This window comes from Clostridium oceanicum (assembly GCF_039521385.1).
GTDB classification, from domain to species: Bacteria; Bacillota; Clostridia; order Clostridiales; family Clostridiaceae; genus Clostridium_F; species Clostridium_F oceanicum.
Genome location: NZ_BAAACG010000010.1, coordinates 635,797 through 651,369, shown reverse-complemented (window position 1 = coordinate 651,369; position 15,573 = coordinate 635,797). Strand labels below are relative to the sequence as shown.

Below are 15,573 nucleotides of genomic sequence, written 5' to 3'. Positions count from 1 at the left end.
GATAATTTTTTAGAATTTAGTTTATAATTTTATTCTAAATATTAATCATTTTTTACATTAGTTGATCCGTATTTTTTATTAAGTTTTTTGTTTATATATTTATCTAAATAAATTTTAACTATAGCTCCTATAGGAACAGCTAAAAACATTCCTAAAATTCCAAAGGTTCCTCCACCTATAGTTATAGCTAATATTATCCATATAGGACCTAATCCTACTTGATTTCCTAAAATTTTTGGACCTAGGAATAATCCGTCAAATTGTTGAAGAATTATTATAAATATTAATACCCAAATAGCTTTTATATAACTATAGAATATAGTGATTATAACTGCAGGTATCATTCCTATAAAAGGTCCAAAGTAAGGAATCATATTAGTTACTCCAACTATAAAGGCTATTAAAGCTGCATAAGGGATATTCATTATATTAAGACCTACAAGGCATATTAATCCTATTATTAAAGAATCTATAAATTTACCAACTATGTAGTTAGAAAAAACTAAATCTACTTCTTTAAAAAAGCTTATTAAATTATTATAAGTATCTTTACTAGTCAAAGCTTTTAGTGCTTTTTTAATATTATTTATAAGACTTTCTTTATCTAAAAGTAAATATATAGATATTATTAAACCAAATAAGAATTTTAGCATAGAAGATGTAAACTTAATAGTTTTATTTACAAATCCATTTATAAATACATTTGTAAATGATGAAACTTTATCTAATAAATTAGAAACAGTATCATTACTTTTTGAAGCGCCAATTAAAGTATCATAAATTTTAGTGTGCTTAACAGTATTATTAAACCAATCCATAGTTTCATCTATATAGTTAGGTGCATTGTTAAGTAAATCACCAATATTTTTTATTATTTTTGGCAGTAATGTATTTAAAAATATGGTTATAAATCCAATAACTAATACGTATGTAATAAGTAAGCTAAACCATCTTTTAAGTCTTAATTTTGTTTCAAAGTATTTCATCAAAGGATTCAATAAATAAGCTATTCCCAGTGCCCATATAAAAGGTGTTATTATAGAGAAAAAGGATTTTATAAGTGAAAATACAGAATCAATATTATCTATAAATTTGAATAATAACAAACCTATTATTATTATAGGAATATATTTAATATAGGGAATATTTTTGTTTTTAGTCACCAAGCGTTACCTCCAAAGTTATTTTATTTTATATTAAGTCTAAAATATGAAAAAACTTATATATTTCTTATAAATTTTACTATATAAATAGGTATTTTACAAGTTACATAAATGAAAGAATAATGTATTGAACCGTTGATTTTAAAACTCATTTACCTATAACTAAAGTATTACATAATCACTAGTTTTAAGAGAATCTTAATAATTTGATGAAAAGTTGTAATATGTAAATTAAAGTGTTATATTATTATATAAATAAGTGTATATACACTTGACTATACATGGAGGAAAGTTTATGAATTTAAAAGAAAAAATACAAAAATTAAAAAAAGAAAAAAATGCAGTTATACTTTGTCATTATTATCAAAGGCCAGAAATTCAAGAAGTTGCAGATTATATAGGGGATTCCTATTATTTAAGTAAAATTGGGAAAGAATCTATGGAAAATACTATAGTATTTTGCGGGGTCAAATTTATGGCAGAAAGTGCAAAAATACTTTCTCCCCAAAAGAGTATACTGTTTCCTAATATAAATGCAGGATGTCCCATGGCAGATATGGCAACACTTAAACAGGTTAAAGAATTTAAAAAAGAAAATCCTAATGTCAAGATTGTCTGTTATGTAAATTCATCTTCTGAAGTTAAAGCTTTAAGTGATGTATGTTGTACATCTTCTAATGCTATTAAAATAATAAACAAATTGGATTGTGATAGAATATTATTTTTGCCAGATAAGAATTTAGGAAGTTACATTCAAGAAAAAGTTAAAGATAAAGAAATAATACTATGGAAGGGTTTTTGCGTAAGTCACAGTAGAATAGATAAAAAAGAAGTTTTAAAAGTAAAAAATTCTGTAGAAAATTTAATTACTTTAGCCCATCCAGAATGTGAAAAAGAAATAAGAGAAGAAGCTGATTTTATAGGTAGTACTGGACAAATGATAGATTATATATCAAAGAGTTTAAATAAAGACTTTTTAGTTCTTACAGAAGAAGGAATACTTCATACTTTGAATAAGAATAATCCAGATAAAAATTTCTATACATTGGATTCAAATATTACATGTTCTAATATGAAAAAAGTAACTTTAAATGATGTATATGAAAGTTTACTTTATGGAAAGCATGATGTGAAGTTAGAAGAAGATATTATGAATAAAGCATATAAATCCTTAAATAACATGCATATATTATCAAAATAGGAAGAAGGAGTACTTATGAATAGTATAAAAGTTGATGTGGTAATAGTAGGTTCTGGAGTAGCTGGTTTATATACTGCTATAAATTTAGATAAAGATTTAGATATATTGGTTTTATCTAAAGATAAAATTAATTGTTGTAATAGTAATCTTGCTCAGGGCGGTATTTCAACAGCTAAAGATGAATCAGACGTTAATTCTTTTATACAAGATACATTAAAAGCAGGTAAATTTAAAGGAAGTAAAAGTTCTATAGAAATTTTAGCAAAAGAATCTATAGAAAATATAAAAGAGTTAAAAGAATTAGGTGTTAAATTTGATACTGAAAAAGGAAAGTTTCAGTATACAAGAGAGGGAGCACATAGTTTAAATCGTATAGTACATCATAAAGATAATACAGGAGAAGAAGTAGAAAATGCTCTTATAAATATTTTGAAATCTAGAAAAAATATAACTGTTTTTGAATATTCTAATATGGTAGATTTAATAACTTATAATAATATGTGTTTAGGGATAAAAGCTTTTATTAAGGACAAGCCTATTAATATAAATTCTAAAATTACAGTTTTAGCAACGGGAGGCATTGGTGGGATTTTTAAAAATTCTACTAATCATAGAAGTATAGTTGGTGATGGAATATCAGTAGCTATGAAAAATAATGTTAAATTAAAGAATATAAATTATATACAGTTTCATCCTACAGCATTATATGAAAAGAATATAAGAGAAAGAAGATTCCTAATATCAGAGTCTGTAAGAGGAGAAGGCGGAAAAATTTTAAATACAAAAGGTGAAAGATTTGTGGATGAACTTTTACCAAGAGATATTGTTTCATATAGGATATATGAAGAGGAGCGAAAAACTAAAAGTGATCATGTATATTTAGATGTTACTTTTTTTGAAAAGAGATTTTTAGAAACTAGATTTCCTACTATATACAATAAATGTTTAGAAAAGGGGATTGATATATCTAAAGATTTAATTCCAATAACTCCAGCACAACATTATTTTATGGGAGGAATAGAGGTAGATTTATATAGCCAAACTTCTATGAAAAATTTGTATGCCTGTGGGGAAACTTCTTGTACAGGGGTACATGGAGCTAATAGGCTTGCAAGTAATTCTTTGCTTGAGGCTTTAGTATTTTCAAAAAGAGCTGCAATTAAAATAAATAAAAATATAAAATATTTAGATTATGTTAAAAATAATACTGCCATAGTAAATAATGATTTGAAGGAATTTCAGTTAAAAAATAAAAAGAGATTATTAGATATGATATTGAAGTATAGAAAGGATGTAAAAGATGAACTGGTTTTTGATAGATAAAATTATAGATTTGGCTTTTAGAGAAGATATTCCTTATGGGGATATAACAACAGAATCTATTGTAGGTGAAAATAGTGAATGTTTTGCAAGTCTTTTAGCAAAGGAAGAAGGAATAATAGCAGGATTACCTATATTTAAAAGAGTTTTTCATATATTAGGTTCTGTAGAAGTTGATTTTATAGTAAAAGAAGGAGCAAAAGTTAAAAAAGGACAGCTTATAGGAATTTTAAAAGGTAATGCTCAAAATGTTTTAAAGGGAGAAAGAATAGCTTTAAATATACTTCAAAGACTTAGTGGAATAGCAACAAAGACCAATAAATTTGCAAAAGAGGTTGAAAAAACTAAGGCAAAAGTATTAGATACAAGGAAAACTACTCCTAACTTTAGATATCTAGAAAAATATGCTGTTAAAATAGGTGGAGGATATAATCATAGATATAATTTATCAGAAGCTGTCCTTATAAAAGATAACCATATTGATGTAGCAGGCAGCATTGAAAATGCTGTAAATAGTGTAAGAAAGAGTTTTCCTACAAGAACAATAGAAGTGGAAGTAGAAGATATAAAAGGAGTAAGAGAAGCATTAAATTCAAAGGTTAATATAATAATGCTTGATAACATGAGTATAGAAGATATGAAAGAAGCGGTGAGTATTATAGATTCTAAAGCATTAATAGAAGCTTCAGGAAATGTATCTTTAGAAAATATAAAATTTATAGCAAAAACTGGAGTGGATTTTATATCTGTAGGATCTCTTACCCATTCTTTTAAGTCTTTGGATATAAGTTTAAAAAATTTAAAAATTAAATAAATATGAATAGTTTTAAAATTAATGATGATAAAGTCTCAAAATGTTTAAATAAATATTTTGAGACTTATTTTTAATTGTACTTTATATTAAATAATATAAGATGCTAGAATAAAATATTTTGTTATATTTAAGAAAAAATGAAAGACTGGAAAGGGAAAATGAAATATATATATTAAATATCAGAATATTATAAAATAGATTTAAATAAAATTATAAAAAAATAAGACCGATTTCTATAATTATACATAATATATTGTTAAAAATATATTTTTTGACAAGAAGAGACACATATTTTATAATAATTCATGTAAACATTTTTATAATCATGATTATATTTTCAGAATATTCAAGAAAGTGCGATTTCTGAAGCTTATACTGAAGGGTTATAAAAAATACTATTATTATAATTTTAAACACTTATGGGATGAACTTTACTTTGAATTATACTTAATATGAATTTTGGGAGGATTTATTATGGAATATACTAATTTAAAAATAAGTAATATAAAATCTATATTAGAAAAATACAATTATTCAAAACAAAAATTAATATCTATATTACATGATATACAAAATAATAGTGGAGAAAATTACATTTCTGAGGAGAATGCATGTTATGTTGCAAAAGAACTTAATATGCCTATTTCAAAAGTTTATGATGTTATGACTTTTCACTCTATGTTTGAATGTACTCCAAAGGGAAAATATATAATAGAAGTTTGTAATAATGCTCCTTGCAGAGTGAGAAATGCAAGACAAATAACTAGTGTACTTGAAAGAGTATTAAATATAAAAGTTGGAGAAACAACAAGTGATAATTTGTTTACTTTAAAATATACAAGTTGCATAGGAGCTTGTGATATATCCCCAGCTATGAAAATAGGACATGATATATATGGAAATCTTACAGAAGATAAAATTAAAAATATTATAGAAAGTTATAAGGAGGGTAATTATGAAAAAAACAATTAATATCATAACTTCAAATTGTGATAAAATGTCTCCTTGTAGTGTTGAAGAATACGTTAAATTAGGTGGATTCAAAGCTCTTAAAAAGGCCTTTGAAAATTCAATATTTGATTCTATAGAAGAAATAAAAAAATCTAAATTAATGGGAAGAGGAGGAGCAGGTTACCCAACAGGAGTAAAATGGGAACAAGCTTATAATGTTAAAGGAGACCCTAAATATATTGTATGTAATGCAGATGAAGGAGAACCTGGAACTTTTAAAGATAAGGTTATATTAGATAAAGATCCATTAAGATTGATAGAAGGAATGATAATAGCAGGGTATATTTTAAATGCTAAAAAAGGGTTTATATATATAAGAGGTGAGTATCCAAAATCTCAAAATATAGTTCAAAAAGCTATTGAAAATGCTAGAAAAGCTGGATTTTTAGGAGAAAATATCTTAGATTCAGATTATAGTTTTGACATAGAAATACTTAGTGGTGCAGGAGGATATGTAGTTGGAGAAAACTCAGCTTTAGTTGAATCTTCTGAAGGAAATGTTGGACGTCCTAGACTTAAACCGCCATATATAAAGGTCTGTGGTCTTTATAAAAAACCTACTTTAGTAAACAATGTAGAAACCTTTGCTACTATATCTTATATATTAAGTCATGGTGGAGAAAATTATGCTAAAGTTGGTACAGAATATAGCGGTGGTACAAAACTTATTTGTTTATCTGGTAATGTAGTAAACAGAGGAGTTTTTGAAATCCCTTTTGGATTAACTTTAAGAGAAATAATTTATGATATTGGTGGAGGAATTGAAGGAAATAAAAATCTTAAATTTGTACAAATAGGAGGAGCATCCGGTTCTTGTATAACAGAAGAAATGCTAGATATTCCATTTTGTTATAAATCATTTAAAGAAAATAATTTAAGTATAGGTTCCGGTGCTATATTAGTTTTAGATGATTCTAATTGTGTAGTTGATTTTGTTAAAACTATTTCGGAATTTTTTATTCATGAATCCTGTGGAAAATGTGTTCCTTGTAGAGAAGGGAATAGACAGCTTATAAAATTAATAGAAAAATTTGAAAAAGGAGTTGCTACTTCTAAAGATTATGGTCTTATAGATAAATTAATAACTACAATGAAATATGCTTCCTTTTGTGGATTAGGTAAGGCAGCCCCTACAGCAATTGAAACTTGTCTTAAACATTTTAAGGATGAATTTGATCAGCATATTAACAATGAATGTAAAGCAAATGTATGTTTTTTAAAGGAGGTACAAAACTAAGATGAATATGGTGAATCTTATAATAGATAATAAAAAAGTAACTGTAGAAGAAAATACAACCATATTAAAAGCGGCAAAAAAGGCAGGAATTAAAATACCTACTTTATGTTATTTAGAATGTCAAGAAGTTAAAGGAAACTGCCGTTTGTGTGTTGTAGAGATTAAAGGCAGAAATAAATTAGTACCTTCTTGTGCAACTCCTGTTTATGAGGGGATGGAAGTAATAACAACTAACAAAAGATTACGTGAAATAAGAAAAACTATATTAGAACTTATGCTTTCAAACCATCCTAAGGATTGTTTAACATGTATAAAAAATGGAGATTGTGAACTTCAAACTTTAGCTTATGAATATAATATAAGAAATATTCCTTTTGAACATACTAATAAATGGGTTCCAATAGATAATAATAATCCAGCTATAGTACGTGATCCTAATAAATGTATAAAATGTGGTAGATGTATAGAAGCATGCCATAAGGTTCAAGATATGGGAATAATAAATTTTGCTTTTAGATCCCATGATTATACTGTAACTACTGCTTTTAATAAAACTTTAGATCAAACAAAGTGTTTACTTTGTGGTCAATGTGTTCTTGCCTGTCCTGTTGGAGCTTTATATGAAAAAGAGGATAGTGATAGAGTATGGGATGCTATATATGATGATGAAAAACATGTAATTGTACAGACAGCTCCTGCAGTTAGAGTTGCACTTGGAGAAGAATTTGGCTTAGATAAAGGTACTATAGTTACTAACAAAATGGTAGCTGCATTAAAAAAATTAGGATTTGATAAAGTATTTGATACTAATTTTGCAGCAGATCTTACAATAATGGAAGAAGCTAATGAATTAATATATAGAATAAAAAATGATGGAGTGCTGCCTATGATGACATCATGTTGCCCAGGCTGGATAAATTTTGTAGAAAAAAATGCTCCTGATTTAATTCCTAATCTATCTACATGTAAATCTCCTCATGAAATGCTAGGTTCTATAACAAAAACTTATTATGCAAAAGTATTTAATGTAGATCCTTCAAAAATATTTATGGTATCTGTTATGCCTTGTACTGCTAAAAAATATGAATCAGCAAGAGAAGAGCTGTCAAATGATCTTTTAAAAGATGTAGATGCAGTTCTTACAACTAGAGAATTAGGTAGAATGTTAAAAGAATCTGGAATAGATTTAAAAGAAATTGAATCTGAAGAATTTGATTCACCTCTTGGAGAATCTACTGGAGCTGGAAATATATTTGGTTCAACTGGAGGAGTAATGGAAGCAGCACTTAGAACTGCTTATGAAGCTGTTACAGGTAAGGTGCTTTGTGAATTAGATTTTAAAGCTGTTAGAGGAATGGATGGAATAAAAGAAGCATCTGTTAAATTAAATGATGTTACATTAAATATTGCCGTAGTAAATGGTATTAAAAATGCTAAAAAATTAGAAGAAAAAATAAATAGTAATCAATGTAACTATCATTTTGTAGAAGTTATGACATGTCCTGGTGGATGTGTAAATGGGGGAGGTCAACCACCTATTAAAAATGATAACATAAAGGATAGACTTAATTCCTTATATGAAATAGATAAAAATAAAACACTTAGAAAATCTCATGAGAATCCAGATATAATTAAAATTTATGATGAATTTTTAGAAGAACCTTTAAGTCATATATCTCATAAGCTTTTGCATACAAAATATATAAATAGGAAATAGTAAATTAAAACCATGTGTAGATTTAAAATACACATGGTTTTAATTTTTCAAAAAATTGGATTAAAACTAAAAAATTATAACTTGATTTTGTTAAAAAAATATCATAAAATAAATACAAATGCAATATTCAAATTGATTATTGTTAAAAAAATACTAAATACGCGGTTTTTTGCAAAAAAAATATAGATTTTTGAATTATATTTTAAATTTGTGATTATTTTTCTGAAAAGTATTAATTTTCTGCTGCTTTTTTAGTATAATAATATCATGCTCAAAGTATTACTAGAAAATAAAAGGAGGGATTCTTATATGTGCTGTAATAAATTAGCTAAAGAAAAGTTTGATGAACTAGAAAAGTATATTGATAGTATAGAAAATAAAAAAGGAACATTAATACAAGTGCTTCATAAAGCACAAAGTATATTTGGATATCTTTCAGAAAGTGTACAAGTATTTGTAGCTAAAAAATTAGAGATACCTGTATCTAAAGTTTACGGAGTTATAACTTTTTACTCTTATTTTACTACAAAACCAAAAGGAAAATATTCAATAAATGTCTGTATGGGTACTGCTTGCTTTGTTAAGGGAGCAGGAGATGTATTAAAACAATTTGAAGATAAATTAGGTATAAAAGTTGGAGAAACTACTGAAGATGGTAAATTTACTCTTGAAGTATTAAGATGTGTTGGAGCTTGTGGACTTGCTCCTGTAGTTACAATAAATGATAAAGTTTATGGGCATTTTACTAAAAAAGATGTTGAAAACGTGTTAGAAGAGTATAAGGAGTAGGAGGGATTTTGTATGCCTAAAAAAATTAAAGATTTTGAAAGCTTAAAGGTTTTATATAAAGATTATAAAAAAATATTAAAATTAAGACAAACTACCCATGAAGAAGAAGTGGCAGTAGAAAATAAAGAGTGTGAACGTTTGATATTAGTATGTGGAGGAACAGGATGTAAGTCTGCTGACAGTGATAAAATAGTAGAAAATTTAAGAGATGAAATATCTAAATTAGGATTAGAAGATGAGGTTAAAGTATCTCTTACTGGTTGTTTTGGATTTTGTGAAAAAGGTCCTATAGTAAAAATAAATCCAGATAATGTTTTTTATGTGAAAGTAAAGCCAGAAGATGCAAAAGAAATAGCAAAAGAGCATTTGTTAGAAGGTAAAATTGTAGATAGGTTATTATATGAAGAACCATCTGTAAGCAAAAAAGTTAAAAGACAAGATGAAATGTCCTTTTACAAAAAGCAAAAAAGAATTGCCCTTAGAAATTGTGGACTTATAAATCCAGAAGATATAGAAGAATCTATAGCTTCAAAAGGATATTTAGCTTTAGGTAAATGTTTATCAGAAATGAAGCCCCAAGATGTTATAGATTTAATATTAGATTCAGGTCTTAGAGGAAGAGGCGGTGGAGGATTCCCTACAGGTAAAAAATGGAGCTTTGGTAGAATGTATGAAGCTGATACAAAATATATAGTTTGTAACGCTGATGAAGGGGATCCGGGAGCATTTATGGATCGTTCTATATTAGAAGGAGATCCACATAGTGTATTAGAAGCTATGGCTATAGCAGGTTATGCAATAGGAGCAAATGAAGGACGTATATATATAAGAGCTGAGTATCCATTAGCTGTAAGTAGATTAAAAATAGCCATAGATGAGGCAAAAGAACTAGGTCTTTTAGGTGAAAATATACTAGGAACAGATTTTAGTTTTAATATTGAATTAAAATATGGAGCAGGAGCTTTTGTATGTGGAGAAGAAACTGCGTTAATTCATTCTATAGAAGGTGAAAGAGGAGAACCTACATTTAAGCCGCCATTTCCAGCACAAAGCGGTCTTTGGAATAAGCCTACTATAGTTAATAATGTAGAAACTTTAGCTAATATTCCTGCAATAATAAATAATGGTGCTAAATGGTATAGTTCAATAGGAACGGAAACATCTAAAGGAACTAAAGTTTTTGCTTTAGCTGGAAAAATAAATAATGTTGGATTAGTAGAAGTACCTATGGGTACCACTTTAAGAGAAATAATTTATGACATTGGTGGAGGAATAAAAAATGGACGAAAATTTAAAGCTGTTCAAACCGGTGGACCTTCAGGAGGATGTATTCCTGCGTCACTTTTAGATATAGAAATAGATTATGAATCATTAAAATCTATAGGTTCAATGATGGGATCCGGTGGAATGATAGTTATGGATGAAGATAATTGTATGGTTGATATAGCTAAATTTTATTTAGAATTTACAGTTGATGAATCTTGTGGGAAATGCACACCTTGTAGAATTGGTAATAAAAGATTGCTTGAGATACTTACTAAAATAACTAATGGAGATGGAACAGAAGAAGATTTAAATACTTTAGATGAACTATCCCATGTTATAAAAGATACTTCTTTATGTGGACTTGGACAAACTGCGCCTAACCCTGTTTTAAGTACAATGAAATATTTTAAAGATGAGTATATTTCTCATGTAGTTGATAAAGTTTGTCCATCAGGAACATGTAAAAATTTACTTCGCTTTGAAATTACAGATAAATGTATAGGATGTACAAAGTGTGCTAGAGAATGTCCAGTGTCTTGTATAAAAGGAAATGTAAAAGAAAAACATGTTATAGATCAAGAAAAATGTATAAGATGTGGTAATTGTTATAGTGCATGTCCAGTAGGTGCAATCATAAAGAAATAATTTATAAAAGAGGTGAGTTAAGTGAGTTTAATTAATTTAATTATAAATGGAAAAAGTGTAGCTGTAGAAAAAGGTACTACTATACTAGAAGCAGCTAAATTATTAAATATAAATATACCTACATTATGTCATTCTAAATTAAATGATGGTACAACTATAAATACTCCAGGATCTTGTAGAGTATGTGTTGTAGAAGTTGAAGGAAGACCTAATCTTGCACCTTCTTGCTGTACACCTGTATCAGAAGGAATGGTTGTAAAGACAAATTCTATAAAAGCTATAAAAGCACGTAGAACTGTTGTAGAATTGTTGTTATCTGACCATCCAAAAGACTGTTTGCTTTGTGAAAAAAATACAAATTGTGAACTACAGAAATTGGCTGCAGATATGGGAATAAGAAGAATGAAATATAAAGGAGAAACATCTAGTTATCCTATAGATATTTCAAGTAGTTCCATAGTTAGAGATATGGACAAATGCATACTTTGTAGAAGATGTGTTACTGTGTGTAATGAAATACAAACTGTTGGAGCACTGTCAGCTGTAAATAGAGGATTTAATACAATTGTATCACCAGCTTTTGAAAATTCTATTTTAGATACTAATTGTACTTTCTGTGGACAATGTGTTTCTGTATGTCCTACTGGTGCATTAACTGAAGTAAATAATACTTCAAAAGTATGGAATCTTTTAAATGATAAAGATAAAACTGTTATAGTACAAACAGCTCCTGCTATAAGAGCGGCTTTAGGTGAAGAATTTGGATTAGAGGCTGGAACTCCTGTTACAGGGAAAATGGTAGCAGCTTTAAGATCCCTTGGATTTAATAAAGTGTTTGATACAGATTTTGCAGCAGATTTAACTATAATGGAAGAAGCAAGTGAATTTATAAACAGATTAAACAATGGTGGTAAACTTCCTATGCTTACTAGTTGTTGTCCTGGGTGGATAAAATTCTTTGAACACAATTTTAGTGATCTTTTAGATATACCATCTACTTGTAAATCACCACAACAAATGTTTGGATCTATAGCAAAGAGTTATTTTGCAGAAAAATTAAATATTGATCCTAAAGATTTAATAGTAGTATCTGTAATGCCATGTTTAGCTAAAAAATATGAAGCTGCAAGACCAGAAATGACTAAAGATGGAGTTCCAGATGTAGATGTTGTTATAAGTACTAGAGAGCTTTCTAAGATGATAAAAGAAGCAGGAATTGATTTTAAATCATTAAAAGATGAAGATTTTGATAGACCTCTTGGAGAATCTACAGGTGCTGGTGTTATATTTGGTACCACAGGAGGGGTTATGGAAGCTGCTCTTAGAACTGCTTATGAATGGGTAACAGGAGAAACACTTGAAAATGTAGATTTCAATGAAGTGAGAGAAGGAAATGGAGTAAGGGAAGCTACAATTAAAGTAAAAGATATAGATGTTAATGTAGCTATTGCAAGTGGTCTTGGAAATGCTAGAAAACTTTTAAATGATATAAGATCTGGAAAATCAAAATACCATATGATAGAAATAATGGCATGTCCATCAGGATGTATAGACGGAGGGGGACAACCGTATATACATGGTAATACAGAAATACTTAAAAAGAGAAGCGAAGCTTTATATAAAGAAGATAAAGGAAAAGAAATAAGAAAATCTCATGAAAATCCATATATTAAAAAGTTATATAATGATTATTTAGGTAAAGCCGGTGGCGAAAAAGCTCATGAACTTTTGCATACTAAATATCACGGAAGATAAAAATAACATTTATAAAATTAGTATTTTAATAAGTAGATAAGTATTAAATTTAAATTAAAAAGATTAACTAATAAGGTTTAATTCTGATATTTAATCAGAGTTAAGCCTTTCACTTTTTAATCTAAATTCTTAAAATCATAAAAAATTATATTTTTATACTAATTTTTTATAAAAATAAAAAGTTTAATATATACTTCTTCTTTATATTGACAAAATAGATATATTATTATAACGTATATTAGTGAATAATTATATGAAAAAAAACGACAGAGTGGTGATTCCTACTATAAATATTAGTTAGGAGTCATTTTGTTTGATAAAGTTTAAGTTATGGAGGATATAAAGTTGGCTATAAATGAAGAGCAATTTAAGTTAGAAAAACAAAATTTAAATAAAACAAATATATGGATAAAAGAGACTATAAAGTCTTTAAAAGAAGATAAGAAAGATATTAAAGATAGTATAAGTAAAATGAAAAAAGAAACAAAAGGAAAATATAATAATGATTTGCAGGTCTTAAATAAAAATCATGAAAATATAAATAAAAAATTAGCGGAGTATAAAGAATCTAAAAAAACACCTTATTTTTCAAGAATAGATTTTACAGAAAAATTAAGGGATTTAGAAAAGATTTATATAGGAAAAATAGGATTAAATAATGTTGATGAAAGTGAAGAACTAGTTGTAGATTGGAGAGCGCCTATAGCTGATCTATATTACTCAGGGACAGAGGGAGAAACTTTTTATAATGCTCCTCAAGGAAGAATAGAAGGTAAACTTTCACTTAAAAGAAAATTTATAATAAATAACGGAAAACTAAAAGATGCATTTGATGAAGGGATAAACAAAGTAATAATAAAATCAGATAAAGCTGATGGAGAAAATGAGCTTATAGATGAATTTTTAAAAGAAAATCTAGAGTTTAGTTCAGGTAGTAAACTTAAAGATATTGTTGCAACTATACAAAAAGAACAAAATGACATAATAAGATGTGATAGAGGGAAATCTATAATAGTTCAAGGATCAGCAGGATCGGGTAAAACTACAGTAGCTCTTCATAGATTAGCCTATTTATTGTACAAATATAAAGGTACTTTAAGTGGAGAAGATATATTAGTTGTAGCGCCTAATACCCTCTTTTTAGATTATATATCAGAAATACTTCCAGGGCTTGGAGTTGAAAAAGTAAAGCAGAAAACTTTTAAAGAACTTTCAATAGAATTTTTAAATTTAAAAAGTAATATTTACAGTAAAGATGAAAAACTAGCTAAAATTATGGAATGTAATGATAAGATTAAAAGTAAGTTTATAATAAATACAAGTAAAATAAAAAGTAGCATGATATATAAAACTATGATGGATAGATATATAAAATATTTAGAACATGAAGGATTAAGTAGTGATAATATAAAAGTTTCTCATTATACCTTATTTGATGCAGAGGAGATAAAAAGATTATTTATAAAAGATTTAAAACATCTTCCTATAAATAAAAGAAAAGATGAAATAAAAAGATATTTTAAGAGAAAGCTAAAAGAAAAATTAGAGAAAATAAATAGTAGGATTGATAGAGAATACTATTTTATAATAGAAAGTGTAAAATCAAAGATTGAAGATTCAAAGAAAAGAAGAGAAGAGATAATAAATTTTTATGATAAAAGAGATGATAAAAAGGAAAAAATAAAGGAGAAAAGTTTAGAAGTAATAGATAGTTATTTTAAGAATTGGAAATATGACAATATAAAAGAGATATATTTAAGTTTATTTAAGGATGAAGAAATATTTGATAAAGTTACTGGAGGAAGCGTACCAAAAGCTTTAAGAGATTATATGATAGATGAAATAAAAAGTAATATGGAAAAAAATATTGTTGATAGTGATGACATTGCAGCTATGCTCTATTTGAATTTTAAAATTAAAGGTGAAAAAGATCAATTGTTTAAACATATAGTTGTAGATGAAGCTCAAGATTATAGTCCTTTCCAAATGTATGTATTAAAATATATGAGTGATAATGACTGTTTTACAATAGTAGGAGATGTAGGACAGAGCATATACTATTATAAAGGTATTGATAATTGGAATAAGTTTATAAAAGATGTATATGATGAAGATATAAAGTATATACCTTTAAGTCAAAGTTATAGATCTACAGTAGAGATTGTGAATTTTGCAAATAAAGTTTTAGAAAAGCAAAATAATAATATTGATTTAGGTAAACCAGTATTAAGACATGGGTTAGAGCCACAGATTGTAGAATATGAAAAAGAATTAGATTTTGTAAAAAAAGTTGATGATATAGTTAAAAAAGTATGTGAAGAAGGAAAAACTACTGTTGCTGTAATAGGTAAGAATATAAAACAATGTAGAGATATAGAAAAAATACTTTCAAATAGTGAAAATCAATGGGAACTTATAGAAGATTCTGATAAAAAGTTTGAAAGTAATTATATGATATTACCTTCTTATATGACTAAAGGGTTAGAGTTTGATTGTAGTATTATATTTGATTGCGATAAGGAAAACTATAAAGATAACGAACTTGATAAGAGACTTTTATATGTAATACTTACAAGAGCACTTCATATGGAATATATCTTCCATAATAAAGATATATCTCCTTTGATATTTTAAAAAAGTAATTTATTATAATAA

At 27.1% G+C, this 15,573-nt stretch carries 11 protein-coding genes; 10 read left to right on the top strand and 1 reads right to left on the bottom strand.

Translation table 11 applies throughout. From position 1 onward, the window contains the following. Positions 1-41 precede the first annotated feature (41 nt). Positions 42-1,163, bottom strand: coding sequence for an AI-2E family transporter (locus ABDZ71_RS13380; protein ID WP_343762217.1), 1,122 nt, complete (start codon positions 1,161-1,163; stop codon positions 42-44). A gap of 295 nt (positions 1,164-1,458) precedes the next feature. Here ABDZ71_RS13380 and nadA point away from each other — a divergent pair, with 295 nt between their 5' ends. From nadA to helD, 10 genes are all read left to right on the top strand, one after another. Continuing rightward, on the top strand, positions 1,459-2,364 hold the full coding sequence (gene nadA, locus ABDZ71_RS13375; protein ID WP_343762215.1) for a quinolinate synthase NadA: 906 nt from the start codon (positions 1,459-1,461) through the stop codon (positions 2,362-2,364). Between the two features lie 15 nt (positions 2,365-2,379). Continuing rightward, positions 2,380-3,687: an L-aspartate oxidase gene (locus ABDZ71_RS13370; RefSeq protein ID WP_343762213.1), complete on the top strand. Its 1,308-nt coding sequence runs from the start codon at positions 2,380-2,382 to the stop codon at positions 3,685-3,687. After that, positions 3,665-4,498 carry a carboxylating nicotinate-nucleotide diphosphorylase gene (gene nadC, locus ABDZ71_RS13365; RefSeq protein ID WP_343762211.1) on the top strand — a complete coding sequence of 278 codons (834 nt, stop codon included), beginning with the start codon at positions 3,665-3,667 and terminating at the stop codon, positions 4,496-4,498. The genes ABDZ71_RS13370 and nadC overlap by 23 nt, the downstream gene beginning before the upstream one ends. Positions 4,499-4,972: 474 nt before the next feature. Next, positions 4,973-5,470, top strand: a complete 498-nt coding sequence (locus tag ABDZ71_RS13360) for an NADH-quinone oxidoreductase subunit NuoE family protein (RefSeq protein WP_343762208.1) — start codon at positions 4,973-4,975, stop codon at positions 5,468-5,470. Continuing rightward, the gene (locus ABDZ71_RS13355) at positions 5,454-6,746 is read left to right on the top strand and encodes a complex I 51 kDa subunit family protein (protein ID WP_343762206.1); all 1,293 of its coding nucleotides are present in this window, start codon (positions 5,454-5,456) and stop codon (positions 6,744-6,746) included. The genes ABDZ71_RS13360 and ABDZ71_RS13355 overlap by 17 nt, the downstream gene beginning before the upstream one ends. 1 nt (position 6,747) lies before the next feature. After that, positions 6,748-8,463, top strand: a complete 1,716-nt coding sequence (locus ABDZ71_RS13350) for an NADH-dependent [FeFe] hydrogenase, group A6 (protein WP_343762204.1) — start codon at positions 6,748-6,750, stop codon at positions 8,461-8,463. A gap of 309 nt (positions 8,464-8,772) precedes the next feature. Next, a complete protein-coding gene (gene nuoE / locus ABDZ71_RS13345; RefSeq protein WP_343762202.1) occupies positions 8,773-9,252 on the top strand; it encodes an NADH-quinone oxidoreductase subunit NuoE in 480 nt (159 codons plus the stop codon). A 12-nt stretch (positions 9,253-9,264) separates the two neighbouring features. Further along, on the top strand, positions 9,265-11,163 hold the full coding sequence (locus ABDZ71_RS13340) for an NADH-ubiquinone oxidoreductase-F iron-sulfur binding region domain-containing protein (protein WP_343762200.1): 1,899 nt from the start codon (positions 9,265-9,267) through the stop codon (positions 11,161-11,163). A 21-nt stretch (positions 11,164-11,184) separates the two neighbouring features. After that, positions 11,185-12,918, top strand: coding sequence for an NADH-dependent [FeFe] hydrogenase, group A6 (locus tag ABDZ71_RS13335; protein ID WP_343762198.1), 1,734 nt, complete (start codon positions 11,185-11,187; stop codon positions 12,916-12,918). A 345-nt stretch (positions 12,919-13,263) separates the two neighbouring features. Next, entirely contained in the window at positions 13,264-15,552 is a 2,289-nt protein-coding gene (gene helD, locus ABDZ71_RS13330; protein WP_343762197.1) for an RNA polymerase recycling motor HelD, read from the top strand. Positions 15,553-15,573 lie beyond the last annotated feature (21 nt).

Coding starts and splice junctions, on each gene's coding strand:
- ABDZ71_RS13350 (WP_343762204.1), top strand. CDS start 6,748: ATGAATATGGTGAATCTTATAATAGATAATAAAAAAGTAACTGTAGAA.
- nadC (WP_343762211.1), top strand. CDS start 3,665: ATGAACTGGTTTTTGATAGATAAAATTATAGATTTGGCTTTTAGAGAA.
- ABDZ71_RS13360 (WP_343762208.1), top strand. CDS start 4,973: ATGGAATATACTAATTTAAAAATAAGTAATATAAAATCTATATTAGAA.
- ABDZ71_RS13355 (WP_343762206.1), top strand. CDS start 5,454: ATGAAAAAAACAATTAATATCATAACTTCAAATTGTGATAAAATGTCT.
- ABDZ71_RS13370 (WP_343762213.1), top strand. CDS start 2,380: ATGAATAGTATAAAAGTTGATGTGGTAATAGTAGGTTCTGGAGTAGCT.
- ABDZ71_RS13340 (WP_343762200.1), top strand. CDS start 9,265: ATGCCTAAAAAAATTAAAGATTTTGAAAGCTTAAAGGTTTTATATAAA.
- nuoE (WP_343762202.1), top strand. CDS start 8,773: ATGTGCTGTAATAAATTAGCTAAAGAAAAGTTTGATGAACTAGAAAAG.
- nadA (WP_343762215.1), top strand. CDS start 1,459: ATGAATTTAAAAGAAAAAATACAAAAATTAAAAAAAGAAAAAAATGCA.